This is a genomic window from Microbacterium sp. JZ70, assembly GCF_053903225.1.
Genome location: NZ_CP096405.1, coordinates 818,667 through 843,257, shown reverse-complemented (window position 1 = coordinate 843,257; position 24,591 = coordinate 818,667). Strand labels below are relative to the sequence as shown.

Genomic DNA, 24,591 nt, shown 5'->3' with positions numbered 1-24,591 from the left:
GGTCACCCGAGCGCGGCATCGATCTCCTCGCGCGTCGGCATCGCGGGCGCGGCCCCGGGCCGGGTCACCGCGATCGCGGCAGCCGCCGTGGCCGCCTCGACGGCCGCCTCGAGCGGCTCGCCGCGGGTGAGCCACGCGACGAGCACCCCGACGAACGTGTCGCCCGCGCCGGTCGTGTCGACGGCCTCCACCTCGCGCGCCGCGACCGCGGCGACGATGTCGCCGCCGCGTGCGATGAGCGCGCCCTTCGACCCGCGCGTGACGATGACCGTGCCCGCCTCCGCGCTGAGGCGCCGCGCGGCGGCCTCGACGTCGGACGCGCCCGACAGCGCGAGCGCCTCCGACTCGTTCGGCACGAGGATGTCCACGAGCGGCAGCAGTCGCGCCGCCTCGGCGTCGACCGGGGCGGGGGTGAGCACCGTGAGCGCCTCGGCCTGCCGGCCTGCGGCGAGGGCGCGCTCGACGAGGGCGAGCGGACGCTCGAGCTGCACGACGAGGGCCGCAGCCGACGCGATCAGCGCGCGGTCGCCATCCGTCAGCTCCTCCTCGCCGTTCGCGCCCGCCACGATGACGATGCTGTTCTCGCCGCCGTCGAGCACGCTGACCTGGGCGATGCCCGTCGGCGCGGCGGATGTCCGCAGCGCGGCGGTCGCGATGCGCTCGCCCTCCAGGAAGGCGCGGAGCTCGCGCCCGAACCCGTCGTCGCCGACCGCGCCCGCGAACGCGACCTCGGCTCCCGCGCGGCGGGCGGCGACGGCCTGGTTGAGGCCCTTGCCGCCGGCGCCCGTCGAGAAGTCGGAGCCGGCCATCGTCTCGCCCGGCTCGGGGAGACGCGGCTGCCGCGTGACGAGGTCCATGTTGGCGCTGCCGAGGACGACGATGGGGCCCGTGCGGTTCACGACGTCCACGCTAGTGCGCGCCCGGTCTCGCCGGTCACAGGCGCACGTCCCCCACGAGATTCACGCGGATGCCCATGCGGTCGAGCATGGCCGCCTTCGCGACGAGCGCCCGGTCGGCCGTGGTGGCGTCGGGCACGTAGACCACCTGAGCGTGGTTCGCCTTGTGCCGGGCCATGAACTGGTCACGCGTGATGCCGTGGAGCACGACATGCGCGATGGGCCACTCGGGGTTGGTCGCCTGCTTCCGGCGCGCGGTCTCCTCCTCGGGCAGCTCGATCGCGGTTCCGCGGAAGATGTCGGCCTGGAGCACGCCGTCCGCGATGAAGACCCGCGAGATGACGAGCTCCCCCGGCCGGGACACGCCGTTGATCGTCGACCCGCCCGCCGGGAAGAACACCGGGTCCTGCCGCCATCCCTCCGCCTTGTCCCACCCGCCCAGGTGCGACCCGGGAACCGACCCCGAGATCTCGTAGACCCAGACGAAGTCGCCCTCGTAGTCCTCGCCCCAGCGGACGTCGTGCAGGGTGTTGTCGGGCACGAGTCCCATCGCCGTCCACACGCGGTCGGTCACGAGCGCATCGACCGCGACGCCCTCGTCGGCCTCGTTGAAGTGCGGGAGAGCACGGCCGGCGAACAGCTCGCGGTCGCCGTCGCGGGAGAGCACGGGCGGCCGCTCGGTCGAGTTCAGAAGCCCTTCGGCGAGGTCGGAGGCCGGAACCAGGTCCTTGAGGCCCTGCTGGTACTGGATGCCCACGGCGTCCAGGCCGAAGTCATCGGCGATGCGCAGCGCCGCGATGTACATCTTCATCTGCCAGCGCACCTGCGACTCGGTGAGCTCTGTCGCCTCATCGCTGCCGAAGCGGAACCTCATTCCGCGGTCGACCAGCCAGTCGCGGGCGGCGTCGGCTTCCGCGTCCGGCACCGTCAGCATCTCGGCGTACAGGGCGGACTGCGACAGGCGCTCCTTGTAGATGCCGGTCGGGTTCAGCAGCTCGTCGTCGAAGATGGCGTTGTACATGCCCATGCAGCCCTCGTCGAACACGCCGATGATCGCCTTGTCCGCGAGCAGCTGATCGCCCAGCGCCCGGCCGAGCTCGACCTCGGGGGTGTCGGGAAGCGACGGGAGCGCGCGGACGTGCGAGGCGTCGTGCGTGATGCGACCGGTCTCGACCCACTCGCGGATCCCGCTCCGGAACCACTCGTCCTGGAAGTCGGTCGACCAGATCGTGGCGTAGTCCTTGCCCATCTTCGTCAGGCCCGCGTTGAGGCCCAGGAGCCCGACGAGGCCCGGCCAGTCGCCCGCGAAGTTCGCGACCGTCAGGACCGGCCCGCGATGCGTGCGGAGACCCGCCAGGACGTGATGCGAGTACTGCCACACCGCCTCCGCGACGATGAGCGGCGCGTCGACCGGGATCGCCTTGAACACCTCGAGGCCCATCCGCTGGCTCGAGATGAACCCGTGACCCGTCGCGGGATCGACGTCGTTGGCGCGGATGACCTGCCACCCCAGGTCGTTCAGCACACGCGTCACCGCGGACTCGAGCGCGACCTGCGTGGGCCATCCTGCGACGTTCGCGGACTCGCGCAGATCGCCCGACGCGATGAGATACGCCGTCTTCGGGGCGAGGGCGGGCCGCGTGGACGGTTCAGGGAATGCGTAGGACATGGGGCTCCTTCAGCGGTGCGTCGCGATGACGCGGTCGATCTCGGCGAGGGCGGCGGCGTCCGGCTCGTCGAGCGCCATGCGGCAGCGGCCATCCGCGACCCCCATCGCGCGGTAGGCGGCCTTCATGCGCGGCATGTCGCCGCCGATGACCGACACCACGTCGTCGACGGCGGCCTGCGCACGGGCGATCGCGTCCGCGTCACCGGAGTCGGCAGCGGCTGCGAGTGCACGGAACGGCTTCGGCAGCACCGACGAGACTCCGGACACCACGCCCTGGGCGCCGACCTCTCCGGCCGCGACGAGGTCGCGATCCGCTCCCGTGTAGATGACGAAGTCCGCGGGCACCGCCGCGCGATAGGCCGCGATCTGCTCGAGGGAGAGCTCGCTGGCCTTGATCCCGACCACGTTGGGCAGCTCGGCGAGGCGGGCCAGAAGCTCCGGCGAGACGGGGTTCCCCGTGCGGGCCGGATACGCGTAGACGTACAGCTGCCCGTCGCCGACCGCCTCGGAGATGGCGGCGAAGTACGCGAACAGACCGGCCTCCGACGAGGGGAGGTAGTAGGGGGTGACCGCGGCGAACTCGCGGGCACCCAGGCGTCGGGCGATCTGCACGCGGCGGACCGCCTCGAACGCGCTGGTCGCCCCGACGTGCACGACGACGCGCATGGCGTCGGCGAGATCCGCCAGCGCGGCCTCGACGAGCTCGGCGAACTCGGCGTCGTCGACGGCCGGGAATTCGCCCGTCGTCCCGAGGACGAAAGCCCCTTCGTTCCCCGACTCCGCGACGTAGCGGAAGATCGCGCGGCTCCCCTCGAGGTCGAGTCGGCCGTCCGCGAGGAACGAGGTCGGCACGGCGGTGAGGATGTCTCGGCGGGTCATGAACGGGGCTCCTTGCGGTTCTTTCGCGCCGTGCGCTCGCGCGCAGGGTCGGCTTCGTCGTTGCGGATGGTCGATGTGAGCAGATCCGGGCGCGCGCGCAGCTCGTCGTGCGCCTCCTCGATCTCGGCGACGGTGTCCTCGCTGAGGACCGATTCGGCGAAGGACCGACGCTGCTCGGGCGATCGCCGCGCGTTGCGGACGACCGGCACGATGATCGAGGCGATCGCGAGAGCGATGAGCACGAGTGCGATCGGGCTGACCACGCTGAAGAACGGCTCGGTCGGGAGGATCGCCAGCGTGCGAGCGAGATTCTGCTCTGCGAGGGGACCGAGAAGGAGGCCGAGCACCACGGGGCCTGCGGGGATCTCGAGGCGCTTGAAGGCGAGCCCGACGACACCGAACACGAGCATCTGGATGACGGCCGAGAGGCTGTTCGACGTGGCGTAGGTCCCGATGATGCAGAACACGAGGATGCCGCTCCACAGATAGGGCCGCGGGATGTCCAGGAGCTTCACCATCCCGCGCATGCGCACGAGGCTCAGCGCCAGGGAGAGCACCGTCGCGACGATCATGATCGTCGCGATCGAGACGACGAGCTCCGGGCGCTCGGCGAAGAGCGTGGGCCCCGGGGTGATGCCCCAGATGATCATCGAGCCGATCATGACGGCCATGACGGAGTCGCCCGGGATGCCGAGCGCCATGGTGGTCGTGAGGGACCCGCCGAGAGTCGCGCTCGAGGCGGTGTCCGAAGCCGCGACTCCCTCGATCGATCCCTTGCCGAACATCTCGGGGTGCCGCGAGACCGCGCGCGCCCGTTCCCATCCGATGAGACCGGCGATGTCGCCGCCTGCCGCGGGAACCAGACCCACACCGAGGCCGACCGCGCCGCTCACCGCGACCGCTCGCCCGGTCTGCCGCAGTTCGCGGCCGTTCGGGAACCAGCGCCCGAGCGACGAGATGGGACGCACCTTCGATGCGTGATGCGTGAGCAGCTGATCGAGCAGTTCCGCGATGCCGAAGAGCCCGATGATGACGGCGATGAAGTTGAGGCCCTCCGACAGCTCGAGCACTCCGAAGGTGAAGCGCTGGTCCGCTGTCGCGGCATAGGTGCCCACGGTTCCGAGCATGAGCCCGATCAGGCCCGCGAGGATCCCCTTCATCATGGACTTCGACGAGATGCCGATCATGATCGCGATGCCGAACACCACCAGGGCGAACAGCTCGGGCGAGCGGAAGTGGTTCCTGGCCAGCGTCGCGATCGGCACGGCGAGTGCGGCGAAGAGGATGACGGAGGCGAGGATCCCGACCGCGCTGACGATCGCCGAGATGGTCAGGGCGAGCCCCGCTCTTCCCTGTTTCGCCATGGGGTATCCGTCGAGCGTGGTCGCCACCGACGCGGGTGTGCCCGGCGTGTTCACGAGAATGGCCGGCACCCGGTCGCCGAAGTTCGCGGCGACGTAAATGGTGAGCAGGACCGCGAGTCCCTGGACAGGGTCGAGCGTCATGGTGAACCCGGCGGCGAGCGCGACGGCCATCGTCGCGGTGATGCCGGGGAACGCTCCGACCAGGAAGCCGAGGAGGAGTCCCACGCACATGTACAGGAGGACGGAGATGTCCATGAGGGACGACAGGCCCTCGATCAGCGGGTTCATAGCGGGATCCTCAACAGCAGGCCGAAGACGACGTAGACGAAGGCCGTCACCGCGACGGGATAGACGATGAGTCCGATCAGGCGCCGCTGTCCGAAGAGCAGCAGCAGAGCGACCAGGTAGATCGCCGCCGCGATCGGGAACAGCTGGATGCGGTACCCGAATGCGATCACATCGGAGAACGACCAGAGAGCGAGGAACCCGCCCGAGACGAGCAGCGTGAGCACGACCCTGAGCGGGCCGCCGACGGCGACGCGCTCCAGGTCGCTCCTCGTCGACGGCGGTCGGGTGATCGCGATCGCGACGAGCACGAGCGAGACGACGATTCCGAGGACGCCGAGGACGAGCGGCCAGGTGCGCGCGTCCATCTGACCGGGCACTTCGCGCCGCAGCTCGATCTGCAGCCCCAGCGCGAAGTAGACCACGCAGAAGACCAGGGCGGTGCCTGCGAAAGCGATCTCGAGTGCTCGAGAGGGGCGGGGCGTTGTGCCCGGCTCCGCCTCAGCGTCGACGTTCATCAGCCGAGCAGCTCCTGGAAGCGAGTGAACTGCTCGTCGACGAAGGTCGTGAACTCCGCGGAGTCGCGGTACACCACGAGGTTGCCCGAGCTCTTCTGGAAGTCCTGGTAGGACTCGGTCTCGACCGCCTCCGCGATCGCGGACTCGAGGGTGTCGTGCACGTCGTCAGGAAGCCCTGCGGGGGCGTAGATCCCACCCCAGCCGCCGAACTCGATCTCCTCGCCGATCGCCTCCGCGACCGTCGGGACGTCGGGCAGGTCGGGATGACGCTCGTCGTGCATGATGGCGAGGATCCGGACCGACTCAGCCTGAGCGAGAGCCTCGCCGACTCCGGAGACCGCGGCCACGACCTCACCCGATGCAGCGGCGCTCACCGCCGTCGCGCCGCCGTCGTACGCGACCGGAGTGAACTGGGCCCCCGTCGCGTCGCCGAGGCCGAGAGTGGCGGCCTCCCAGATCGAGCCGGCGCCGGAATTGGCAACCGTTAGCGCGCCGGACTCACCCTGCGCGATGAGATCCTCGAGCGTCTCGATGCCGCTGTCAGCGCTGACCGAGATGACGCCGGGCGCGAGCATGATCTGTCCGAGGAGGTCGTAGTTCTCCGGGAGCACGTCTGCGTTCTGGGTCGTGTTCAGCATGGAGATCTCGACCGGACCGAAGCCGATGACATAGCCGTCGGGCTCCTGCTCGGCGACGTACTCCATCGCCAGCGCTCCGGATGCCCCGGGCATGTTCTCGGGGATCACGCTGACGCCGAGGATCTTCTCGAGCTCCGTCGCGAGCGCGCGCGATGAGAGGTCGGAGCCGCCTCCCGCGTCAGCCTGGATGATGAGGCGGATGTCCTCTTCGGGATAGGACGAGCTGTCGCCGCCCTCAGCCACCGGCGTGCAGGCAGCCAGCGCGGTCGCGGCCAGGCCTGCCGCTGCGAACGCTGCGGTGAAACGGATGTACCGGGGCATCATTGCTCCTCTCGGCGCGGAACCGACGGGCTCTGTCGGCTGAGCCGAGTCTTGCACGTTTACTGTTAACAGTCAACGTTGACCGCGCTCAGATCATCCGAGGAGAGTCAGCGCCGAGCGACGAGCTCCAGCCGCATGCGCTCCTCCGCGCCTCGCAGATGCTCGATGAGCTCCGCCTCGGCGGCGGCTCGATCACCGGAGCGCAGCACGTCATACAAGCGCCGGTGCGCCTCGGACGACTCGTGCAGGTCGTCGTCGTGGTTGATCGTCACGTCGAGCAGAGCGGCGAACGTCGGCTCGTACTGACGCCAGGTCGCGAGAAGACGCGGATGCCGCGCCATCTCGTAGAAGAGCGAATGGAACTCGACGTCGGCCTTCTGGAAGGCGGGATGATCGCCCTCATCGGCTGCGACAGCCATCCGCTCGACGCATTGCCAGACGCGGCGCCACGGCTCGTCGTCCGTCACATCCATCGCGCGCTGAACGGCGAGCCGCTCGAGCGCGCCCCGCAGGCTGTACAGCTGCTCGACGTCATCGGCCGACAGCCCGAGGATGTAGATGCCCCTCGGGCGCCGCACCTCGACGAGGCCCTCGTAGCTCAGCTGCGAAACGGCGTCGCGCACCGGCCCGCGGCTCACCTGGAACTCCTCGGCGACACCCTCCTCCGTCAGGCGGTCGCCGGCCTGGAGCTCGCCGCGCACGATGCGCTGCCGGATGATGTCCGCGACCTGCGTTCCGAGCGATACGCCGCGCTCGACCTTGTCCCGCATCGTGCCTCCCTGAACGTCGTTGACTGTCAACAGAGTACGCCCAGAACGCGGCCGCGCCACCTCGGGTGACGCGGCCGCGGCGAGTCAGCGACCAGATGCGACGAGCACGTCCCTCTCGAGGCGGGCGTACGAGGCCTCCATGCCGTCGGCCATCCCGGTCGCGAGGATCATGTCACGCGTCTCCTTGTCGGGGTACTCGATGAGGAGCGTGATGAGGGTCGCGCCATCCTCTTCGTACAGGTTGAGGTCGTTGAGCGTCTCGGGCCCTTCGGTGCCCTTCATGCGCTCCGTCGTGACAGCGCGCCGCGGAGCCTCGATGAGGAGCGCCTCCCCCTCGAAGCCGAAGGCCTCGCCCTCGGTCTCGCCGACCGGCGCCCACGACGTGCTGTGCCGGTCACCGGGAGCGAGCGCGACGACGCACTCGGTCATCTCCCACCCGTCGGGACCGAGCATCCACTGCCGCAGCAGGTCGGGGTCGTGGTGGGCCCGCCACACGAGCTCCCGCGGGCCCTCCACGAGGCGCGTGATCCGCACGTGGGTGTCGTCGAGCTCCTCGACGCGCGTCCCCTTCCCCTGCGCGTAGGCGCGCAGGTCCTGGAGCACGGCGTCCAGCTGCGCCATGGCCATCCGCGTGCCCTCGATCGCGCCCATCTCGACGACCTGCTCGAGCGCCTCGATCGAGTCGAAGTGGCTCGTGGTGACCATCCGCGTGCCGTCGCCCGCTTCCTCGAAGGAGAACGTCATGCGGAGGGAGGGAAAGCCCTCGAGCGGACGGCCCTCGTCGTCGACGAACCGGTCGATCACCGCGAACCCCCGCGGCTCGTCGATCTCGAGGAACTCCCACGACCCCGAGGAGCGCTCGCCGCGCGGGCCGGCCATCGTGTACTGCGCCGTTCCCCCGACCGTGTGGTCGAAGGCCGTGAACGTCGCAGGCCAGCCGGGAGGACCCCAGAAGCGCTCGAGCTGGCGCGGATCGGCGTAGGCGCTCCACACGCGCTCGATGGGCGCTGCGAAGTCTGCGACGACGGTCATCGTGAGACTCTCGGCGTCGGTGGTGACATCGGTGACGGGCATGTCAATCTCCTGATCCAGTGGTGTCGTGCGGTTCGGCCAGCAGGTCGTCGAGGCGCGCGATGCGGGCGCGCCACAGCTGCTCGTATCGGCCCAGCAGGGCCCTGGCGCGCGCGATCATCTCGGGGTTCGCGCGGACGAGCCGCTCGCGCCCCTCCGCGCGCTTGACGATGAGCCGCGCCTCTTCGAGCACGGCCACGTGCTTCTGGACCGCGGCGAACGACATGTCGTAGTCGCAGGCCAGTGCGGAGACGGACTGCTCGCGCTCGATCGTCCGACGCAGGATGTCGCGCCGCGTCGCCGCCGCCAGTGCATGGAAGACACGGTCGATCTCCGTCTCGCTCAACTCCGTTTGTGCAACCATTTGGTTGTACGTTAGGGCTGCGGCGGGCGCGGGTCAAGACTCGCTGTCGAGAAAGACCGGTGACGCAACGACCGTCAGATGAACTGCTGAGCGTCGGGCGGGACGCGGACCGCCTTGACAGCCGCCCCGGCGCACGTCATCGACTGATGACCTTCGGGGCGGCAACGGCCTTGAAGCCGGCGACACCGAACTCCTGCCCGTATCCGGACGACTTGGTGCCCCCGAACGGGACCTGGGGGTTGAGCACGCCGTGCTGGTTGATCCAAACGGTACCGGCCTGCAGGCGCTGCGCCACGGCGAGCGCCGCCTCAGGGTCGTCGGACCATACGGAGGCACCGAGACCTTGCTCGGCGGCGTTCGCGCGCGAGATCGCATCATCGACATCGCTGTACCGGATGACCGGGATCGCCGGCCCGAACTGCTCCTCGTCGACGAGCGCTGCTCCGTCGGCGATGTCCGCAACCACGGTCGGCTGGAAGAACAGAGGCCCGAGGTCGGCCGCGGGCTCGCCTCCGGCGACGATCCGCGCTCCACGGGCACGGGCGTCCTCGACGAGGCGCTGGACGATGTCGAACTGATTCTGGTTCTGCAGAGGCCCCAGGACGTTGCCCTCATCGAGCCCCCGCCCCATCGGCATCGTGCGTGCGAGGTGCGCGAGCGCTTCGACGGTCTCGTCGTAGACGGAATCGTGGACGTACAGGCGCTTGAGCGCGGCGCAGGTCTGCCCGGTGTTGATGAAGATGCCCCAGAACAGGTCCTCGGCGTGCGCGGCGATGTCGGTGCCCGGCAGGACGATGCCGGCGTCGTTTCCGCCGAGCTCGAGGGTGAGGCGGGCGAGGTTCTGCGCCGAGGCTTCGACGATCTTCCGACCCGTCGGTGTCGAACCCGTGAACATGATCTTGTCCACGCCAGGGTGCGCAGCGAGAGTCGATCCGATCTCCCGGTCGCCCGTGACGGCGGTGAGGACACCCGCGGGCAAGTGGCGGTTGAAGATCTCCACGAGCGCGAGAACCGAGAGCGGTGTGAACCCGCTGGGCTTGACGACGACCGTGTTGCCCATGCGCAGGGATGGCGCGATCTGCCAGACCGAGATCATCATCGGCCAGTTCCAGGGGCCGATCGCTCCCACCACTCCGAGTGCCCCATAGTGGACCTCGGCTCGCGCTGCGCCCGCCTCGAAGACGACTTCCGGTTCGAGAACGGTGTCCGCCGCGCTGCGGGTCCACACCGCGCACGCGCCGACTTCGAATCGGGCGTTGGGCCCGTCGAGCGGCTTGCCCTGCTCGCGAGACAGGATGACGGCCAGCTCCTCCGCATTGGCATCGATGTCATCGGCGATGGCGTGCAGCACACGGCTGCGCTCCGCGTGGCCGAGGCCATCCCAGGCAGGCTGCGCGGCGCGGGCGGCGGACACGGCGGACTCGAGGTCGGCGAGGGTGTGGATCGGCGCGTAGCCGATGGTCTCCCGCGTCGCGGCATCAGGGATCGCACGACCCTCTGAGACGGGAACGGTGATGGCATCGAGGATGCTGGTGGCGGTCGTCATGATTGCTCCTGGGCTGAGTGGGGTGATCAGGCGGTACGGGTGAGCGTCGAATCGACGGCGTGGGGTGCGCGGTCGAGAACCTTCCGCGCAGCTGACAGGCCACTCTCGATGGCGCCGTCGATGAATCCGCCCCACCCTTCGGCGACGTCTGAGCCGGCGAAGACGACGCATCCATGTCCGGCGCGCAGCGCCGGCAGCCCCTGTGAGAGGTATCCGGTGCGGTGCATCGGCCAGGTCTCCCCCGACAGCGGATCGGCCGTCCAGTCGTGGCCCGTCGCAGCGACGACGGCGAGCCCGGGCACGAGCCTGTCCGCCGCGGCTTGCACGGCGGCGACATCGCTCGCGTCGATCGCGCACGCATCAGGGCCGAAGCCGATGACGATGGTGCGTCCGTCCACGTGGTATTCGGATTGAAGGAAGGTGAAGGGATCGTCTTCGCTGCCGAAGGCGACGAAATGGGGAAGCTCTCCCTGGACCGCGAACCAGATCTTCGTACCGAGTCCGATCTGTCCGGCGGAGACCGCCCGCCCGGCGCTCTCCGGCAGCGGGGGCTCGAAGCGGATGCGGGAGAGTGCGTTCAGCGGAGCCGTCAGGATCACGGCGTCCGCGCGAGCGTGCGTGCCGTCTGCGAACTCCACGCGAGAGGGGCCGTCACCTTCGACCACGGCCGTCACTTCGGCGCCGAGTCGCAGCTCCGCGTTCGTGTCGGCGAGGATCGCTTCGGCCAGAGCGCGCGTACCTCCCGCGATCTTGTAACTCGCGCACGCCTCGAACATGACCCTCCAGTCACCATTGGCGACCGCGAGCCAGCGCAGGGCCTGAGTGTAGGCGGCCTCGCCGAGGCGCCCGTTGAAGTTCAGCGTCCAGAACGCGCGGAGGAGTGCGCGACGATTCTCGTCGAGATCCAGAGCGTCGATGCGCTCGGAGATCCCGCGGGCATCGAATGCCGCTCCGGGTGCAGAGCTCAGGGGCGAGAACGGCTGCGGGAAGACGGCACGCGCTTCTGCACCGAGCTCGCGGTTCGGCTCGTCCATGAGCTCGAGTAGCGCATCGGGCGCGACGACGGTCGGCTTTCCGTCCACGTGCCACCACGCAGTGGCGGGCGCTGGGCCGGCCACGACTCCGAGTCCGTAGCGATGGAGTTCGGCCCAGACGTACGGCTGCGCCCAGTGCACCCAGGTGCCGCCGAGCTCGACCTCGATGCCGAGCCGACGGTCGAACCATGTGCGTCCGCCGATGCGGTCGCGCGCTTCGACGAGGAGGACGCGTTTTCCGCTCCAGGTGAGTTCGCGTGCGGCGGTGAGGCCTGCGAACCCGGCTCCGACGACGATGACCTCGTAGTGCTGATCGATCATGGCGCGCTTCTCAGGAGTAGACGAAGAACTCGACCGTGGGCGCCAAGACGGTCCACAGCGCGGCAGCGCCCTTGTTGAAGGAGGCCACCGAACCTGCGGTCAGCTCGAAGGGCTCGCCACCCTCGGGCTCGATCCGCAGATGCCCTTCGAGGATGTACACGGTCTCGTCGGCGTGCCCGACGACACGCATTGCACCAGGCGCTTCTTCGGGGGTGACGAACCAGAAACCGGAGGACAGATGGGGTCGCTTGCCGTCGCCCGGGCGTCGGGTCCACTGGACGACGCCGACCTCGAACGGCTCCGCATTCGAGCGGTCGAAACGAGCGTGGCTGATGAAGTCTGGCATCGTGATCTCCTTTGTGGATGGTGCCGATCAGTCGTTCGGATAGGTGGTCTCGTTGAGGATGGTGAAGCGACTGTCAAAGGGGATGTGCACGACGCTCTGCGTCGAGTTCTCCCAGCAGAACATGCGTCCGACGGAGCGCTTCTCGTCGAGGTCGACCACCAGGAAGCTCTCCACCGGCATCACGCCTTCCTTCCAGAAGAAGATGACGATCCCGTCGGCGAGTTCGAACGCCTTCGTCTCGTCGACGTCGGCGAGACCGGCCTCGGCACCAGAGATGCAGTGCCACACGAACGTGCCGCCATTGAGGTAGATGTGCTCGTACCGTTCGGTCTCGCTGTAGCGGTAGTAGATGCGCTTGCCCACGAGCTCGTCACTGCGACGACGGGGTTCGATCTCGCCCGTGCCGACGACCCGACCCGAGAGGAACGTCGTGTTCGTCCGTCCGATGCCATCCGCGATGGTGATGCCGCTGTCCGCGGCCGTGACCCGTCCGTCAGCGAGGTCGAGCACGAAGGTGAAGGAGTGCGTACGCGGCCCCTCGCCCTTGAGGACGTCGACAAGCTGGATGCCGGGGCGCACTTCGACGGCGCGGTACGGATGGGTGCCCGCTGCGCCGACATCGTCACCCTCGAGAAGGGTCCAGGTCAACTCACCGTCGGTATGGAACTCGTGCCGGACCATCCATCCGTTGTCGTACGTGATGTCGATGGTCTGGCCGACGAGTGCGCTGCTGGCGGGCAGGCTCGGGTCGCCGAAGCCGCTGATCATGGCGGAGACGTCGGGCCAGTCACTCTGGGCGACGAAGTCCCGTGCGTGGACCTGGGAGTCGGTGGTTGTGCTCATGATTCGTTCCTTGCTGAAGCTGGCGGTGGGGCTCAGGAGATCGCGACGACGTGGAAGTCGATGTTCTTGCGGAAGCTGGGCATCACGAACCCGATGGCGAAGGCGATGGGGATCATCCAGAGCATCGTCTTCGCGACCGTGCCGTCATCGAACAGCAGCACGTCGAAGTTCGAGAGAGCGATGACGAGAACCGCGGCATTCAGGAGCATCGCGAGCGTCGGCGCGAACTTGGTGCTCCAGAATCCGGTCTCCAGCCGCTCACGGATGAAGAAGGCGAGGATGCCCACCGAGGCGATGGTCATCATCACGATGAAGCCGATGGTGCCCAGCGCGACGAACCAGGCGTAGATGACGACGATGGGGTCCGCCCCGGCGGCGAAGAACGCTGCCAGGATCACCACGCAGACAGCGGCATCCACGAGCGCGGCCAGGTGCGGGGCGCGCTTGACCTCGGACACGCGAGCGAAGAGGCGAGGCAGGACGCGGGATCGGCCCAGCGCGAAGCAGTAGCGGGCGAACATGTTCTGCACGCCGATGAGCATCGCCAGGAAGCTCGTGAGCACGAGGACCTGGAGGACGAGCGAGAACCACGGGCCCACGGCACGGCTGGCGATATCGAAGATCACCCCGGAGAGATCGTCTGCCGACGCCTGCTGGACGTTGTCGGCGCCGATCCCGTAGCTGACCGCCCACGTGGCGAGGGTGTAGAAGGCAGCGACGAAGCCGATCACGACGAACAGCGCGACGGGGATGGTGCGGCGAGGGTTGCGGGCTTCCTCGGCGAACACCGTCGTCGCCTCGAAGGTCGTGAAGCATGTGAAGACGAAGAGGCCGGCGACGCCGACGCCCGGGTTCGCGAGAACCGCGGGGCTGAAGCTCACCAGCGAGGGGTCCTGGCCCGGGAAAGCGACGAGGATGCCGACGACGAGCATGGCGACGACCACGACCTCGAGCGCGATGATCACGCCGAGCACGCGCATGTTCAGGTCGACGCCGCGCATGACGAGGATGGTGGTGATGACGATGGCGAGCATGACCCAGACCCACACAGGGAGGTCGAGTCCCGCCTCGGCAGCCAGCTGCTGTGCGAACACACCGAACTGAGCCACCAGGCCGATCTGAAGGGCGAGGTAGGTCACGACGACGATCCCCGCCGCGCCGGTGGCCGTCCTCGATCCCAGCCCGCGAGCGATGTACGCCACGAAGCCGCCCGCGTTCGTGATGTGCCGGCTCATCTTCAGATATCCGATCGCGAAGATCGCGATCACTCCGGCGACGATCACGTACACCGCGGGTGCACCAGGGCCGACGAGGGAGAAGACGACAGGAGACGCGCCGACGAAGGCAGCCATCGGGGCAGCGGCGGCGATGACGAAGAAGGCGATGCCCACCACGCCGAGACTGTTGCGCTTCAGCGCCGTCGTCGGTCCGGCGGTCGCATCCGTTCGAGCGGTTGCCATGGCGTTCTCCTTTGAACGTCGGGTAGTGCGAGCAATTCCAGCATCTGCTCAATTTAAAGTCAAGCGTTTGCTTAGATTCGCCGTCGCTTCATCGGGAGATAGGGTGCGAACATGGCCGATGAACCTCAACGCATCAAGTACGGCACCGGCCGCGAGGCGCTCATCGAGGCCGCCGTTCGCGTGGTCGCGCGACACGGCCTGCATGGCATGACCTTCCGAAAGGTCGCGCAGGAGGCGGGTGTCAACAACTCGCTGGTCGCCCACCACTTCGGGTCGCTGTCAGCGTTGGCCAACGCCGCCCTCGAGTGGTCGGCCGCGACCGCAATGCGCGACTCCCACCTCGACGGCTTCCTTGACTCGGAGAGCGACTACAAGGCCGCGCTGTGGTCCACCCTCGACCAGCGTCGGGACCTGCACGTCTATCAGTTCGAGATGATTCTCGAAGCGAGTCGGGACGCCGAAGTCCGTTCGCAGATCATCGACATGTACGACCGCTACACGGCGGGAGTCTCGCGGAGCATGTTCGGCAGCGCCGCGACAGCCGACGACGACGCCCTCGCACGCGCCGTCTTCGCAGCACTGGACGGTCTCGTGCTCCAGTACGTCGGCGGCGCGATCACGCGCGACCAGGTGGACGCGTCCGTCAGCGCCCTCTGGCGTCTTGCTGCTGCATCAGGGACGCGCTACCCCAGCACCTCCACGCCGAACCCGGCGACGACCGCGCGCACCTCGTCGAGGTAGCGCTGCGCCTGCTCCGTCAGCGGGATCGCGGCGTGGTCGATCCACCCGATCTCGATGCGCTCGTCGACGTCGAGGGGGATGGCGACGATCTCCGGATCGAGCTCGTCGCTGATGATGCCGGTCGAGATCGTGTAGCCGCCGAGGCCGATCATGAGGTTGAAGATCGTCGCCCGATCGGAGACCCGGATCTCGCGCCTGCTCGACATGGTGGAGAGGATCTCCTCGGCGAAGTAGAAGGAGTTGTCCGCCCCCTGGTCGAAGGTGAGTCGCGGCAGATCCTCGAGGTCGGCGAGGGCCGCGCGCTTCCGGGAGGCGAGCGGGTTGCGCCGTGAGATGAAGATGTGCGGCTCGGCGAGGAACAGCGGATGGAACGCGAGCCCGGAGTCGCGGAGCAGCTTGTCGATCACCTTCCGGTTGAAGTCGTTCCGGTAGAGGATGCCGATCTCGCTGCGGAGCGTGCGGACATCCTCGATGATGTCGCCCGTCCGGGTCTCCCGCAGGGAGAACTCGTACTCGGCCGCCCCGCTCGCCTGGACCATCCGCACGAACGCGTCGACCGCGAACGAGTAGTGCTGCGCCGAGATGCCGAGCAGACGCCGCGACGGGGGCCGGTCGAGGTAGCGCTGCTCGAGGAGCTCCACCTGCTCGACGACCTGCCTCGCATAGCCGAGGAACTCCGCCCCGTCGAGGGTGAGCGTCACGCCGCGTGCGGAGCGCACGAGCAGCGTGCGCCCCACGCGCGCCTCGAGCTCCTTCATCGCCGCCGACATCGTCGGCTGCGCGACGTAGAGCAGGTCGGCGGCACCCGAGATCGAGCCCTCGGCGGCGACCTCGATGAAGTAGCGGAGCTGCTGCAGCGTGAGACCGCTCGTTCCCTGTGCCATAGCCAAAGACTATATGGAGGGATAGCGTCGTCTTCTTACCCGATATCGCCCGAATCCCGGCACGATGGAGGCTCCGACGACCGAGGATCGACCCGACCCTCATCACCCCCTGGATTGGCCCATGGCGAGCGCATTCGAGTTCAGCATCACGACCACCCCCTTCGACGAGGACTACACGCCATCGGAGAGCTCCCGGATCACGACCAACTTCGCCAACCTCGCGCGCGGCGAGCGCCGTCAGGAGAACCTCCGCAGCACCCTGACGATGATCGACCGGCGGTTCAACGACCTCGCGCACTGGGACAACCCGACCCGCGACCGCTACACCCTCGAACTCGAGATCGTCTCCGTGCAGCTGCGCACGTCGGCGGATGACGAGGCTCAGCCGTTCCCGCTGCTGGAGGTCCTCGACACGCGGATCATCGACCGGCACACGGGCGCCCGCCACCACGGGATCGTCGGCAACAACTTCTCGTCCTACATCCGCGACTACGACTTCAGCGTCGTCCTGCCCTCGGCGAAGGATGGCACGGGCGCGCCCGCGCTCCCCCGCGACTTCGGCGTCCTGCATGGCAGGCTCTTCCAGCACTTCCTCGACTCGGATGTCTACCGGCAGCGCTTCCCGCAGGCGCCCGTCATCTGCATCAGCGTCTCGACGAGCAAGACCTACCACCAGACCGGCAACAGCCACCCCGTCCTCGGCGTCGAGTACCAGCAGGACGAGCACTCCCTGACCGACGAGTACTTCGGGAAGATGGGGCTCCGCGTGCGCTACTTCATGCCGCGCGGAAGCGTCGCGCCGCTCGCGTTCTACTTCCGCGGCGACCTGCTGAACGACTACTCGAACCTGCAGCTCATCAGCACGATCAGCACGATGGAGACATTCCAGAAGATCTACCGCCCCGAGATCTACAACGCGAACTCGGCCGCCGCCGCCGTCTACCGCCCGAGCCTGGGCGCGCAGGACTTCTCGCGGACGCAGATCTCCTACGACCGCGAGGAGCGCAGCCAGCTCGCCGTCACGCAGGGGAAGTACGCGCAGGAGCACTTCATCGAGCCGAACCGCGAGCTGCTGGAGCAGTGGACCGCCGGCGACCCCGTTCTCGTCGCATGACCCCCGGAGGACCATCCATGACCCCTGCGCTCCTGCCGACCTCGATCGTCGGCAGCCTTCCCAAGCCGTCGTGGCTCGCCGAGCCGGAGACGCTCTGGTCCCCCTGGAAGCTCGAGGGCACCGCGCTGACCGAGGGCAAGCAGGACGCGATGCGCATCGCCGTCCAGGAGCAGACGCGCCGCGGCATCGACATCATCGGCGACGGGGAGCAGACGCGCCAGCACTTCGTGACGACGTTCATCGAGCACCTCGACGGCGTCGACTTCGCACAGCGCAGGACCGTGCGCATCCGCGACCGCTACGACGCGAGCGTTCCGACGGTCGTCGGCGCGGTGCACCGCGAGCGCCCCGTGTTCGTCGACGACGCGGCGTTCCTCCGTGCGAGCACCGACCGCCCGATCAAGTGGACGCTGCCGGGCCCGATGACGATGGTCGACACGCTCTACGACGCCCACTACCGCAGCCGCGAGAAGCTGGCGTGGGAGTTCGCGACCATCCTCAACCAGGAGGCCAGGGAGCTCGAGGCCGCGGGCGTCGACATCATCCAGTTCGACGAGCCCGCCTTCAACGTCTTCCTCGACGAGGTCAAGGACTGGGGCGTCGCCGCCCTCGAGCGCGCGTGCGAGGGGCTGCGCGCCGAGACCGCCGTGCACATCTGCTACGGCTACGGGATCAAGGCGAACACCGACTGGAAGGCGACGCTCGGCTCGCAGTGGCGCCACTACGAGGAGTCGTTCCCGCTTCTGCAGCGGTCGGCCGTCGACATCGTCTCGCTCGAGTGCCACCACTCCCGCGTCCCGCTCGAGCTCGTCGAGCTCGTCCGCGGCAAGAAGGTCATGCTCGGCGCGATCGACGTCGCGGATGAGACGGTCGAGACCCCCGAGGAGGTCGCCGACACCCTCCGCCGAGCGCTCGCCTACGTCGACGCGGACAAGCTCGTGCCGAGTACGAACTGCGGCATGGCGCCGTTCCCCCGGGAGGTCGCGCTGCGCAAGCTCAGCGCGCTCAGCGCGGGCGCGGCCATCCTGCGCGAGGAGCTGGCCGATGCGCGCGTCTGAGGCGTCGTCCGCCGACGCACCCGCCGAGGCTCCGCGCCACGGCTTCGCGCCGTCGCTGTCGCCCGACGACTTCAAGGCCCTCTTCCGGGGGCACCCCGGGGGCGTCACCGTCATCACGGCGGATGCCGGCGACGGGCCCGTCGCCCTGACGGCGACCTCGGTCGCGTCGGTGAGCGCCGAGCCCCCGCTCCTGGTGTTCTCGATCTCGGCGCTGTCGTCGGCGTCGGACGTTCTCTCGCGCGCAGAGACCGTGGTCGTGCACTTCCTCGACGCTCACGATCTGGAGGTGGCGAAGCTCGGCGCCGCGAGCGGTGTCGACCGCTTCGCCCAGGAGCACCCGTGGACGCGCCTGGCCACGGGCGAGCCCGTGTACGAGGGCGTGCGCGCCTGGGTGCGCTGCGCGGTCATCGACCGGATGGATGCGGGCACGTCGACGGTCGTCGCGGCCCACGCACTGCAGTCACACATCGAGCGCGACATCCACCCGGGCGACGCCGGCGACGCGCTGGTCTATCACAACCGCACGTGGCACCGCCTCGGCGAGCACTCGCGCATCGAGCCCTGACGGCCGCGCGCGCCTGCGGGCGTCAGTCGGTGGGACGCCAGAGCACGACGTCGGTCTGCCGGCGCACGCGGGTGCCCGCACGCAGCGTCACGACCGCGCCGTTCGCGCTCGTCGCGAACACGCGCGCGCCCGGACGCTGCTCGCGCTCGGCGCGCAGCTCGCGCTCGAGCTCGCGGACACGGCCGCGCAGCTCCTGCACCTCGTTCTCCATGTGCAGGATGCGCTCGATGACGGCGAGGCGCACGCCCTCGGACGACAGCCGCGCGACCTCGCGCAGCTGCTCGATGTCGCGCAGCGAGTAGCGCCGCGATCCGCCGCGCGTGCGCCCGGGGACGACGAGGCCCATGCGGTCGTACTGCCGCAGGGTCTGCGGGTGCATGGCGGCGAGCTCGGCAGCCGCCGCGATGGGGAAGATCGGCGCATCGGGGTCGATGTCGGCCGGGTCGACCGGGATCGGCATGGTGCTCACCTCCTGAAGGTGTCGGGGGCGGATGGCGGCAGCGGGCTACTGCTTCGCCTTCGCCATCATCTCAGCGCGGGGGTTCTCCTTCGGCTCGGCCTCGCGGTAGGCGAGGAGCGCCTCGCGCGCGGCGTCGTCGAGATGCGACGGCACAGCCACCTGCACCTCGGCGAGGAGATCGCCCGTGCCCTTGCTGGACGCGATGCCGCGTCCCTTGACGCGGAGCACGCGGCCGGAGGGCGTGCCGGGGGCGACACGCAGCTTCACGGGGTCGCCACCGAGCGTCGGAACCTCGATGGTCGCGCCGAACACCGCCTCGGTGAACGTGATCGGAACGGTCACGCGGACGTTCAGGCCATCGCGCGTGAAGACGGGGTGCGGTCGGACGGCGACCTCGACGACGATGTCGCCGCTCTCGCCTCCGTCCGGCGAGGGACGCCCGCGCCCGCGCAGGCGGATCTTCTGGCCATCCGCGACGCCCGCGGGGATCTTGACCTTGAACGGCTTGCCGTCCTCGCCCTGGAGCGTGATGGTCTCGCCCTTGGCGGCCGTCGTGAAGTCGATCGTCGTGCGCGCACGCACGTCGGCGCCGCGCTGGGGGCCGCCGAAGCCGCGGTACCCGCCCGTCGACTGCCCGAAGCGGCCGGAGCCGAAGCCTCCGCCCCCGCCGGAGAACATCGAGAAGATGTCGTCGAAGTCGCCGGGGGACGCCGTGCGCTGCTGCGTGAACCGGCTGAAGACGTCGTCGAACCCGCCGCCGGCGCCGCCGGGTGCGGTGAACCGCGCACCCGAGCCCATCGCGCGCAGCTCGTCGTACTCCTTGCGCTGCTCGGGGTCGGAGAGCACCGAGTACGCCTCGCTGATCTCCTTGAACCGCGACTCCGCAGCCGCGTCGCCCGGGTTCGAGTCGGGGTGGTACCTGCGCGCGAGCTTGCGGTAGGTCTTCTTCAGATCCGCGTCGCTCACGTTCTTGTCGACGCCGAGGATCTTGTAGAAGTCCTTGTCGAACCAGTCCTGACTGGCCATCTGCACCTTCTTCTTGCGAATGCTCTACGCGTGATCCGGAAAGCGGTCGGCCCCGCCGCAGCGGGGCCGACCGGGAGTCATTCCGCCGGGACGGCGACGACGACCTTGGCGGGGCGCAGCTCGACGTCGCCCAGCAGGTAGCCGACCTCGACGACCTCGAGGATCGTGCTCTCGGTCGTGCCGGGGACCGGCTGCTGGAAGATCGCCTCGTGACGCTGCGGGTCGAACGTCTCGCCGGTCGCGCCGAACGCGACGACGCCCAGGCGCTCGGCGACGCCGCGCACCTTGGCCGCGACGGCCGAGAACGGGCTGCCCTCGGCGAGGTCGCCGTGCTTCTCGGCCCGGTCGAGGTCGTCGAGCACCGGGAGGAGGCCCTTCACGGCCTCGCCCCTGGCGCGGGAGATCTCGATCTCGCGCTGCTCCTCGGTGCGGCGACGGTAGTTCGCGTACTCCGCCTGGAGGCGCTTGAGGTCGTGCAGGAGCTGCGTCTCGTAGTCGCTCTTCTCCGCCTCCGCCGCCTCGTCGGTCTGCTCGGCGCCGAGGATGTCGTCGACCGTCAGGCCGTCGCCCTCCTCCGCGGTCTCAGCCGGCTGCGCCGCGGGGTCGGAAGCGGCGGCTTCCGACCCCTCGGCGTCCGGCTGGACCTCGTCGCCGTCGGGCTGCTCGCCCTGGGGCTCCTCGAAGTCCTTGTCCGTCATCAGCTCTTCTTCTCGTCCTCGTCGTCCACGACCTCGGCGTCGATGACGTCCTCATCCGCCGAGCTCTGCTCGCCGGCCGGGGCGTCCTGCGGCGCCTGCTCCTGCGCGGCCTGAGCCTGCTGGTAGATCGCCTCGCCGAGCTTGGTCTGGCTCTCGTTGAGCTTCTCGAACGCGGCCTTCACGGCGTCGTCGTCCTCGCCCGCGAGCGCGGTCTTGAGCGCGTCGACGTCGGCCTTGACCGAGTCCTTCACGTCGGCGGGGAGCTTGTCGTCGTTCTCCGAGATGAGCTTCTCGATCGAGTACGCGAGCGTCTCGGCCTGGTTGCGGACATCCGCGGCCTCGCGGCGCTTCTTGTCCTCGGCCGCGTGCTCCTCGGCGTCGCGGACCATCCGCTCGATGTCCTCCTTCGAGAGCGACGAGCCGCCCGTGATGGTCATCGACTGCTCCTTGCCCGTGCCCTTGTCCTTGGCGGACACGTGCACGATGCCGTTCGCGTCGATGTCGAACGTGACCTCGACCTGCGGCACGCCGCGGGGCGCCGGCGCGATGCCGGTGAGCTCGAAGGTGCCGAGCGGCTTGTTGTCGCGGGTGAACTCGCGCTCGCCCTGGAAGACCTGGATGGCCACCGACGGCTGGTTGTCGTCTGCGGTCGTGAAGGTCTCGCTGCGCTTGGTCGGGATGGCCGTGTTGCGCTCGATGAGCTTGGTCATCACGCCGCCCTTGGTCTCGATGCCGAGGCTCAGCGGGGTGACGTCGATGAGGAGGACGTCCTTGCGCTCGCCCTTCAGCACACCCGCCTGGATGGCAGCGCCGACGGCGACGACCTCGTCCGGGTTGACGCCCTTGTTGGGCTCCTGGCTCGTCTCGCTCTTCACGAGCTCGCTGACCGCGGGCATGCGGGTCGAGCCGCCGACGAGCACGACGTGCGCGATGTCCGAGACCTTGATGCCCGCCTCGCGGATGACGTCCTGGAACGGCTTCTTCGTGCGCTCGAGGAGGTCCTTCGTGAGGTCCTCGAACTTCGCGCGCGAGATCGTCTCGGACAGCGACACGGGGCCGTTCTCCGTGAGCGACAGGTACGGCAGGTTGACGCTCGTCGACGTCGAGCTCGAGAGCTCCTTCTTCGCCTGCTCCGCGGCCTCCTTGAGGCGCTGCAGGGCGATCTTGTCGTTCGAGACGTCGACGCCCGTGGAGTCCTTGAACTGCTTGATGAGGTAGTCGACGAGGCGCTGGTCCCAGTCGTCGCCGCCGAGGCGGTTGTCGCCCGCCGTGGCACGCACCTGGATGGTCGAGAAGTCGTCGTCCTTCCCCACCTCGAGCAGCGAGACGTCGAAGGTTCCGCCGCCGAGGTCGAAGACGAGGATGAGCTCGTCCTCCTTGCCCTTGTCGAGGCCGTATGCGAGGGCGGCGGCCGTGGGCTCGTTGATGATGCGCAGGACGTTGAGGCCCGCGATCTCGCCGGCCTCCTTCGTGGCCTGGCGCTCGGCGTCGTTGAAGTACGCGGGCACGGTGATGACGGCGTCGGTCACCGTGTCGCCCAGGTACTGCTCGGCGTCGCGCTTCAGCTTCTGGAGGATGCGCGCCGAGATCTCCTGCGGCGTGTACGACTTGTCGTCCACCTTGAACGTCCAGTCGGTGCCCATGTGGCGCTTGACCGACGCGAGCGTGCGGTCGACGTTGGTGACGGCCTGGCGCTTCGCGGTCTCGCCGACGAGCACCTCGCCGTCCTTGGTGAACGCGACGACCGACGGGGTCGTGCGGAAGCCCTCGGCGTTGGCGATGACCTTCGGCTCGCCGCCCTCGAGGACCGAGACGACCGAGTTGGTCGTCCCGAGGTCGATACCCACAGCACGTGCCATGTTGCTTCTCCTTCTGTCGCTGCCTGAAGTCTGCGCGCGATCTTGAGTCGCGCTGACTCAAGCGTACGGCGACAGCCGGGGGAAGTCAAGAAACTTGATACAGCCCGACTCAACTTCACCCCGCACTCTCGAGACTAGCGCCGGTCGTCGAGACCGGTGTCGGGAACACAGGTCTCGACGCCGGACACTAGTCTCAGCGGGAGAACGGGCGGCAGAACGGGCGGCAACGGGGGCGGCACGGGGCGGCGGGGCCCGGCGGCAGGGCCCGGCGCCGGTCAGAAGGGGCAGGTGGAGCGGGCGTCGCTCAGGGTGATGCCCACCGCAGGGCCCGGGCACACGAAGGGGCTGTAGCGCGGGTCGTCATCGACGAACAGCTTCAGCCAGGCGATCGACTGCGCCGCGATCGTCGTGTTCGACGTGTTGGGCGCGAAGTGCGACGCCCCGCGCAGCTCCAGATAGGCGCGCGGCAGATCGGCGGGCAGCCCCTCGTACAGCGGGATGGCGTGACGAGCGACGGGAGCGACCGTGTCACGCTCCGCGCCGAACACCAGCGTCGGGGTCGACACCTCGGGGAACGTCTTGTCCGCGTCCCACGGGGTCATCGCGATCGCGGCCTGGAGCGACGGATCGTCCTTGGCCGCCTCGAAGGCGCCGCCGCCTCCCATCGAGTGCCCCATGACGGCGAGCCGGTTCGGGTCGACGATGTCGCGGACGTCGCTCGAGGAGACGAGGTAGTCCAGCGCGGCGAGGAGCTGGTCGCCCCGCTGGCCCGGCTGGTCATAGCGCCCGAGCGTGTCGATCGTGAAGACGACGAACCCCTGCGAGGCGATCCGCGGCCCGAGCCAGGCGATGCTCGACTGCGAGGCCGTGTACCCCGGCGAGATGGCCACGGCGCCGAATGCGACGCCCTGCTGGCCGGAGGGGAAGTAGATCGTGCCGCCGCCGAAGCCGCGCACGGCGTAGCCCGGCACGCGCTCCTCCGCGACCCCGAACGGACCCCGCGCCGCCTCGATCGTCTGCTGCGTCGGAGGCGGCCCGATCTCGACCGCGGGAACGATCGCGGCCGCCGGCCCCGCTGCCGCCAGCGACCCCGCGGCGAGCGCGATCGCGATCGCCGCCGCGCGAACTCTCCTCCTGAATGACGTCGTGCGTCCCCCCATGGCTTCCCTTTCTGGATTGATCTACCAATTGGTAGATCAATCTGCCAGGCGGGTGTCGCGCTGTCTACCCTGGGTCCATGACGGACGACGACGGGCGCCGACGCCGCTTCGAGCACCGCCGCGGAGAGGTGCTGCAGGCAGCGACCGAAGCGGTGCTCGCGCACGGACTCTCCGGGCTGTCCCTTCGCCGCCTCAGCGAGCACGTCGGCGTCAGCCACGCCACGCTGCTGCACCACTTCGGGAGCAGAGAGCAGCTAGTCGCCGAGGTCGTCGAGTCGATCCTCGGCGCCGCGCTGGCCGCACCGCAGATCCCCGACGGCCATCCCGATCCGCTCGCCGCCCTCTGGGAGAGGGCGCGGTCTTCGCGGGGCCGAGCCCTGTCGACCGCCTTCCTCGAGATCGCCGTCGCGGCAGCGCACGCGGACGGCGCCCTGCGCGAGGCGGTCGTCCGGTCGGTCGGCGAGCGCGTCGACCTGCTCGCCGCGGGGCTCACACGGGCGGGCTGCCCGCAGGAGGAGGCCGAGCCGCTCGCGACCCTCGTCCTCGCGTCGCTGCGCGGCCTCATGGTCGACCTCATCAGCACAGGCGACGAGCGGCGCGCGGAACGGGCCTTCGACGTCCTCCGCGATGTGGTGGAGACTCGTCTCGAGCGCGGCGCGACGGCGCGCCACCGCGCGTTCACCGAGGAGGCCTAGCGTGAC

Annotated in this window: 25 protein-coding genes; 5 read left to right on the top strand and 20 right to left on the bottom strand. The window is 69.1% G+C overall.

What is annotated here, in order from left to right; genetic code table 11:
- Positions 1 to 2: 2 nt before the first annotated feature.
- The 14 genes from M1D46_RS03790 to M1D46_RS03725 form a co-directional block, all read right to left on the bottom strand.
- Positions 3 to 899, bottom strand: coding sequence for a ribokinase (locus tag M1D46_RS03790; RefSeq protein WP_456286660.1), 897 nt, complete (start codon positions 897 to 899; stop codon positions 3 to 5).
- A 34-nt stretch (positions 900 to 933) separates the two neighbouring features.
- The gene (locus M1D46_RS03785; RefSeq protein ID WP_456286659.1) at positions 934 to 2,565 is read right to left on the bottom strand and encodes a fucose isomerase; all 1,632 of its coding nucleotides are present in this window, start codon (positions 2,563 to 2,565) and stop codon (positions 934 to 936) included.
- Positions 2,566 to 2,574: 9 nt separating this feature from the next.
- Entirely contained in the window at positions 2,575 to 3,444 is an 870-nt protein-coding gene (locus M1D46_RS03780; RefSeq protein WP_324012982.1) for a dihydrodipicolinate synthase family protein, read from the bottom strand.
- Positions 3,441 to 5,096, bottom strand: coding sequence for a tripartite tricarboxylate transporter permease (locus M1D46_RS03775; protein WP_324012984.1), 1,656 nt, complete (start codon positions 5,094 to 5,096; stop codon positions 3,441 to 3,443). Before M1D46_RS03775 ends, M1D46_RS03780 begins: the two co-directional genes overlap by 4 nt.
- Positions 5,093 to 5,611: a tripartite tricarboxylate transporter TctB family protein gene (locus M1D46_RS03770; RefSeq protein WP_271174596.1), complete on the bottom strand. Its 519-nt coding sequence runs from the start codon at positions 5,609 to 5,611 to the stop codon at positions 5,093 to 5,095. The genes M1D46_RS03775 and M1D46_RS03770 overlap by 4 nt, the downstream gene beginning before the upstream one ends.
- A complete protein-coding gene (locus tag M1D46_RS03765; protein ID WP_271174597.1) occupies positions 5,611 to 6,570 on the bottom strand; it encodes a tripartite tricarboxylate transporter substrate binding protein in 960 nt (319 codons plus the stop codon). Before M1D46_RS03765 ends, M1D46_RS03770 begins: the two co-directional genes overlap by 1 nt.
- Positions 6,571 to 6,677: 107 nt before the next feature.
- Positions 6,678 to 7,340 (bottom strand): GntR family transcriptional regulator, encoded by a 663-nt coding sequence (locus M1D46_RS03760; RefSeq protein ID WP_271174598.1) that lies wholly within the window; start codon positions 7,338 to 7,340, stop codon positions 6,678 to 6,680.
- Between the two features lie 84 nt (positions 7,341 to 7,424).
- Complete coding sequence (locus tag M1D46_RS03755) at positions 7,425 to 8,414, bottom strand: SRPBCC family protein (protein WP_456286658.1); 990 nt, start codon at positions 8,412 to 8,414, stop codon at positions 7,425 to 7,427.
- A gap of 1 nt (position 8,415) precedes the next feature.
- Positions 8,416 to 8,775: an ArsR/SmtB family transcription factor gene (locus M1D46_RS03750; protein WP_456286657.1), complete on the bottom strand. Its 360-nt coding sequence runs from the start codon at positions 8,773 to 8,775 to the stop codon at positions 8,416 to 8,418.
- A 136-nt stretch (positions 8,776 to 8,911) separates the two neighbouring features.
- The gene (locus M1D46_RS03745; RefSeq protein WP_456286656.1) at positions 8,912 to 10,321 is read right to left on the bottom strand and encodes an aldehyde dehydrogenase family protein; all 1,410 of its coding nucleotides are present in this window, start codon (positions 10,319 to 10,321) and stop codon (positions 8,912 to 8,914) included.
- Between the two features lie 26 nt (positions 10,322 to 10,347).
- Positions 10,348 to 11,676, bottom strand: coding sequence for a flavin monoamine oxidase family protein (locus M1D46_RS03740; protein WP_456286655.1), 1,329 nt, complete (start codon positions 11,674 to 11,676; stop codon positions 10,348 to 10,350).
- A 10-nt stretch (positions 11,677 to 11,686) separates the two neighbouring features.
- Positions 11,687 to 12,022 (bottom strand): cupin domain-containing protein, encoded by a 336-nt coding sequence (locus M1D46_RS03735; RefSeq protein WP_456286654.1) that lies wholly within the window; start codon positions 12,020 to 12,022, stop codon positions 11,687 to 11,689.
- A 27-nt stretch (positions 12,023 to 12,049) separates the two neighbouring features.
- Positions 12,050 to 12,865 carry a MoaF C-terminal domain-containing protein gene (locus tag M1D46_RS03730; RefSeq protein WP_456286653.1) on the bottom strand — a complete coding sequence of 272 codons (816 nt, stop codon included), beginning with the start codon at positions 12,863 to 12,865 and terminating at the stop codon, positions 12,050 to 12,052.
- Between the two features lie 32 nt (positions 12,866 to 12,897).
- Positions 12,898 to 14,325: an APC family permease gene (locus M1D46_RS03725; protein ID WP_456286652.1), complete on the bottom strand. Its 1,428-nt coding sequence runs from the start codon at positions 14,323 to 14,325 to the stop codon at positions 12,898 to 12,900.
- A 111-nt stretch (positions 14,326 to 14,436) separates the two neighbouring features.
- On the opposite strand from M1D46_RS03725, the gene M1D46_RS03720 reads away from it, so the two are divergent.
- Positions 14,437 to 15,066: a TetR/AcrR family transcriptional regulator gene (locus tag M1D46_RS03720; protein ID WP_324013004.1), complete on the top strand. Its 630-nt coding sequence runs from the start codon at positions 14,437 to 14,439 to the stop codon at positions 15,064 to 15,066.
- On the opposite strand, the gene M1D46_RS03715 is transcribed toward M1D46_RS03720, so the two are convergent.
- Positions 15,009 to 15,950: a LysR family transcriptional regulator gene (locus M1D46_RS03715; RefSeq protein WP_456286651.1), complete on the bottom strand. Its 942-nt coding sequence runs from the start codon at positions 15,948 to 15,950 to the stop codon at positions 15,009 to 15,011. The two genes, M1D46_RS03720 and M1D46_RS03715, sit on opposite strands and share 58 nt — an antisense overlap.
- A 121-nt stretch (positions 15,951 to 16,071) precedes the next feature.
- On the opposite strand from M1D46_RS03715, the gene M1D46_RS03710 reads away from it, so the two are divergent.
- From M1D46_RS03710 to M1D46_RS03700, 3 genes are read left to right on the top strand one after another with little or no spacing between them, the layout of a single operon-like run.
- Positions 16,072 to 17,064, top strand: coding sequence for a DUF1852 domain-containing protein (locus tag M1D46_RS03710; protein WP_324013008.1), 993 nt, complete (start codon positions 16,072 to 16,074; stop codon positions 17,062 to 17,064).
- 17 nt (positions 17,065 to 17,081) lie between these two features.
- Positions 17,082 to 18,122 carry a methionine synthase gene (locus tag M1D46_RS03705; RefSeq protein WP_456286650.1) on the top strand — a complete coding sequence of 347 codons (1,041 nt, stop codon included), beginning with the start codon at positions 17,082 to 17,084 and terminating at the stop codon, positions 18,120 to 18,122.
- Entirely contained in the window at positions 18,109 to 18,687 is a 579-nt protein-coding gene (locus M1D46_RS03700; protein WP_456286649.1) for a flavin reductase family protein, read from the top strand. The genes M1D46_RS03705 and M1D46_RS03700 overlap by 14 nt, the downstream gene beginning before the upstream one ends.
- A gap of 22 nt (positions 18,688 to 18,709) precedes the next feature.
- Here the strand turns inward: M1D46_RS03700 and M1D46_RS03695 are convergent, their stop codons facing one another.
- The 5 genes from M1D46_RS03695 to M1D46_RS03675 form a co-directional block, all read right to left on the bottom strand.
- The gene (locus M1D46_RS03695) at positions 18,710 to 19,147 is read right to left on the bottom strand and encodes a heat shock protein transcriptional repressor HspR (protein WP_282980413.1); all 438 of its coding nucleotides are present in this window, start codon (positions 19,145 to 19,147) and stop codon (positions 18,710 to 18,712) included.
- A 45-nt stretch (positions 19,148 to 19,192) separates the two neighbouring features.
- Positions 19,193 to 20,173 (bottom strand): DnaJ C-terminal domain-containing protein, encoded by a 981-nt coding sequence (locus tag M1D46_RS03690; protein ID WP_456286648.1) that lies wholly within the window; start codon positions 20,171 to 20,173, stop codon positions 19,193 to 19,195.
- 77 nt (positions 20,174 to 20,250) lie between these two features.
- Positions 20,251 to 20,871 (bottom strand): nucleotide exchange factor GrpE, encoded by a 621-nt coding sequence (locus M1D46_RS03685; RefSeq protein ID WP_282980380.1) that lies wholly within the window; start codon positions 20,869 to 20,871, stop codon positions 20,251 to 20,253.
- Positions 20,871 to 22,730 carry a molecular chaperone DnaK gene (dnaK, locus tag M1D46_RS03680; protein ID WP_456284402.1) on the bottom strand — a complete coding sequence of 620 codons (1,860 nt, stop codon included), beginning with the start codon at positions 22,728 to 22,730 and terminating at the stop codon, positions 20,871 to 20,873. Before dnaK ends, M1D46_RS03685 begins: the two co-directional genes overlap by 1 nt.
- Positions 22,731 to 23,005: 275 nt before the next feature.
- Positions 23,006 to 23,890 carry an alpha/beta hydrolase family protein gene (locus M1D46_RS03675; RefSeq protein ID WP_456286647.1) on the bottom strand — a complete coding sequence of 295 codons (885 nt, stop codon included), beginning with the start codon at positions 23,888 to 23,890 and terminating at the stop codon, positions 23,006 to 23,008.
- Between the two features lie 77 nt (positions 23,891 to 23,967).
- Here M1D46_RS03675 and M1D46_RS03670 point away from each other — a divergent pair, with 77 nt between their 5' ends.
- Positions 23,968 to 24,585, top strand: coding sequence for a TetR/AcrR family transcriptional regulator (locus tag M1D46_RS03670; RefSeq protein WP_421074943.1), 618 nt, complete (start codon positions 23,968 to 23,970; stop codon positions 24,583 to 24,585).
- The last annotated feature ends 6 nt before the right edge of the window (positions 24,586 to 24,591 follow it).

What these genes read in the sequence shown, in the direction of transcription:
- M1D46_RS03785 (WP_456286659.1), bottom strand. Translation starts at nt 2,565, where the DNA reads ATGTCCTACGCATTCCCTGAACCGTCCACGCGGCCCGCCCTCGCCCCG.
- M1D46_RS03780 (WP_324012982.1), bottom strand. Translation starts at nt 3,444, where the DNA reads ATGACCCGCCGAGACATCCTCACCGCCGTGCCGACCTCGTTCCTCGCG.
- M1D46_RS03775 (WP_324012984.1), bottom strand. Translation starts at nt 5,096, where the DNA reads ATGAACCCGCTGATCGAGGGCCTGTCGTCCCTCATGGACATCTCCGTC.
- M1D46_RS03770 (WP_271174596.1), bottom strand. Translation starts at nt 5,611, where the DNA reads ATGAACGTCGACGCTGAGGCGGAGCCGGGCACAACGCCCCGCCCCTCT.
- M1D46_RS03765 (WP_271174597.1), bottom strand. Translation starts at nt 6,570, where the DNA reads ATGCCCCGGTACATCCGTTTCACCGCAGCGTTCGCAGCGGCAGGCCTG.
- M1D46_RS03760 (WP_271174598.1), bottom strand. Translation starts at nt 7,340, where the DNA reads ATGCGGGACAAGGTCGAGCGCGGCGTATCGCTCGGAACGCAGGTCGCG.
- M1D46_RS03755 (WP_456286658.1), bottom strand. Translation starts at nt 8,414, where the DNA reads ATGCCCGTCACCGATGTCACCACCGACGCCGAGAGTCTCACGATGACC.
- M1D46_RS03750 (WP_456286657.1), bottom strand. Translation starts at nt 8,775, where the DNA reads ATGGTTGCACAAACGGAGTTGAGCGAGACGGAGATCGACCGTGTCTTC.
- M1D46_RS03745 (WP_456286656.1), bottom strand. Translation starts at nt 10,321, where the DNA reads ATGACGACCGCCACCAGCATCCTCGATGCCATCACCGTTCCCGTCTCA.
- M1D46_RS03740 (WP_456286655.1), bottom strand. Translation starts at nt 11,676, where the DNA reads ATGATCGATCAGCACTACGAGGTCATCGTCGTCGGAGCCGGGTTCGCA.
- M1D46_RS03735 (WP_456286654.1), bottom strand. Translation starts at nt 12,022, where the DNA reads ATGCCAGACTTCATCAGCCACGCTCGTTTCGACCGCTCGAATGCGGAG.
- M1D46_RS03730 (WP_456286653.1), bottom strand. Translation starts at nt 12,865, where the DNA reads ATGAGCACAACCACCGACTCCCAGGTCCACGCACGGGACTTCGTCGCC.
- M1D46_RS03725 (WP_456286652.1), bottom strand. Translation starts at nt 14,325, where the DNA reads ATGGCAACCGCTCGAACGGATGCGACCGCCGGACCGACGACGGCGCTG.
- M1D46_RS03720 (WP_324013004.1), top strand. Translation starts at nt 14,437, where the DNA reads ATGGCCGATGAACCTCAACGCATCAAGTACGGCACCGGCCGCGAGGCG.
- M1D46_RS03715 (WP_456286651.1), bottom strand. Translation starts at nt 15,950, where the DNA reads ATGGCACAGGGAACGAGCGGTCTCACGCTGCAGCAGCTCCGCTACTTC.
- M1D46_RS03710 (WP_324013008.1), top strand. Translation starts at nt 16,072, where the DNA reads ATGGCGAGCGCATTCGAGTTCAGCATCACGACCACCCCCTTCGACGAG.
- M1D46_RS03705 (WP_456286650.1), top strand. Translation starts at nt 17,082, where the DNA reads ATGACCCCTGCGCTCCTGCCGACCTCGATCGTCGGCAGCCTTCCCAAG.
- M1D46_RS03700 (WP_456286649.1), top strand. Translation starts at nt 18,109, where the DNA reads ATGCGCGCGTCTGAGGCGTCGTCCGCCGACGCACCCGCCGAGGCTCCG.
- M1D46_RS03695 (WP_282980413.1), bottom strand. Translation starts at nt 19,147, where the DNA reads ATGCCGATCCCGGTCGACCCGGCCGACATCGACCCCGATGCGCCGATC.
- M1D46_RS03690 (WP_456286648.1), bottom strand. Translation starts at nt 20,173, where the DNA reads ATGGCCAGTCAGGACTGGTTCGACAAGGACTTCTACAAGATCCTCGGC.
- M1D46_RS03685 (WP_282980380.1), bottom strand. Translation starts at nt 20,871, where the DNA reads ATGACGGACAAGGACTTCGAGGAGCCCCAGGGCGAGCAGCCCGACGGC.
- dnaK (WP_456284402.1), bottom strand. Translation starts at nt 22,730, where the DNA reads ATGGCACGTGCTGTGGGTATCGACCTCGGGACGACCAACTCGGTCGTC.
- M1D46_RS03675 (WP_456286647.1), bottom strand. Translation starts at nt 23,890, where the DNA reads ATGGGGGGACGCACGACGTCATTCAGGAGGAGAGTTCGCGCGGCGGCG.
- M1D46_RS03670 (WP_421074943.1), top strand. Translation starts at nt 23,968, where the DNA reads ATGACGGACGACGACGGGCGCCGACGCCGCTTCGAGCACCGCCGCGGA.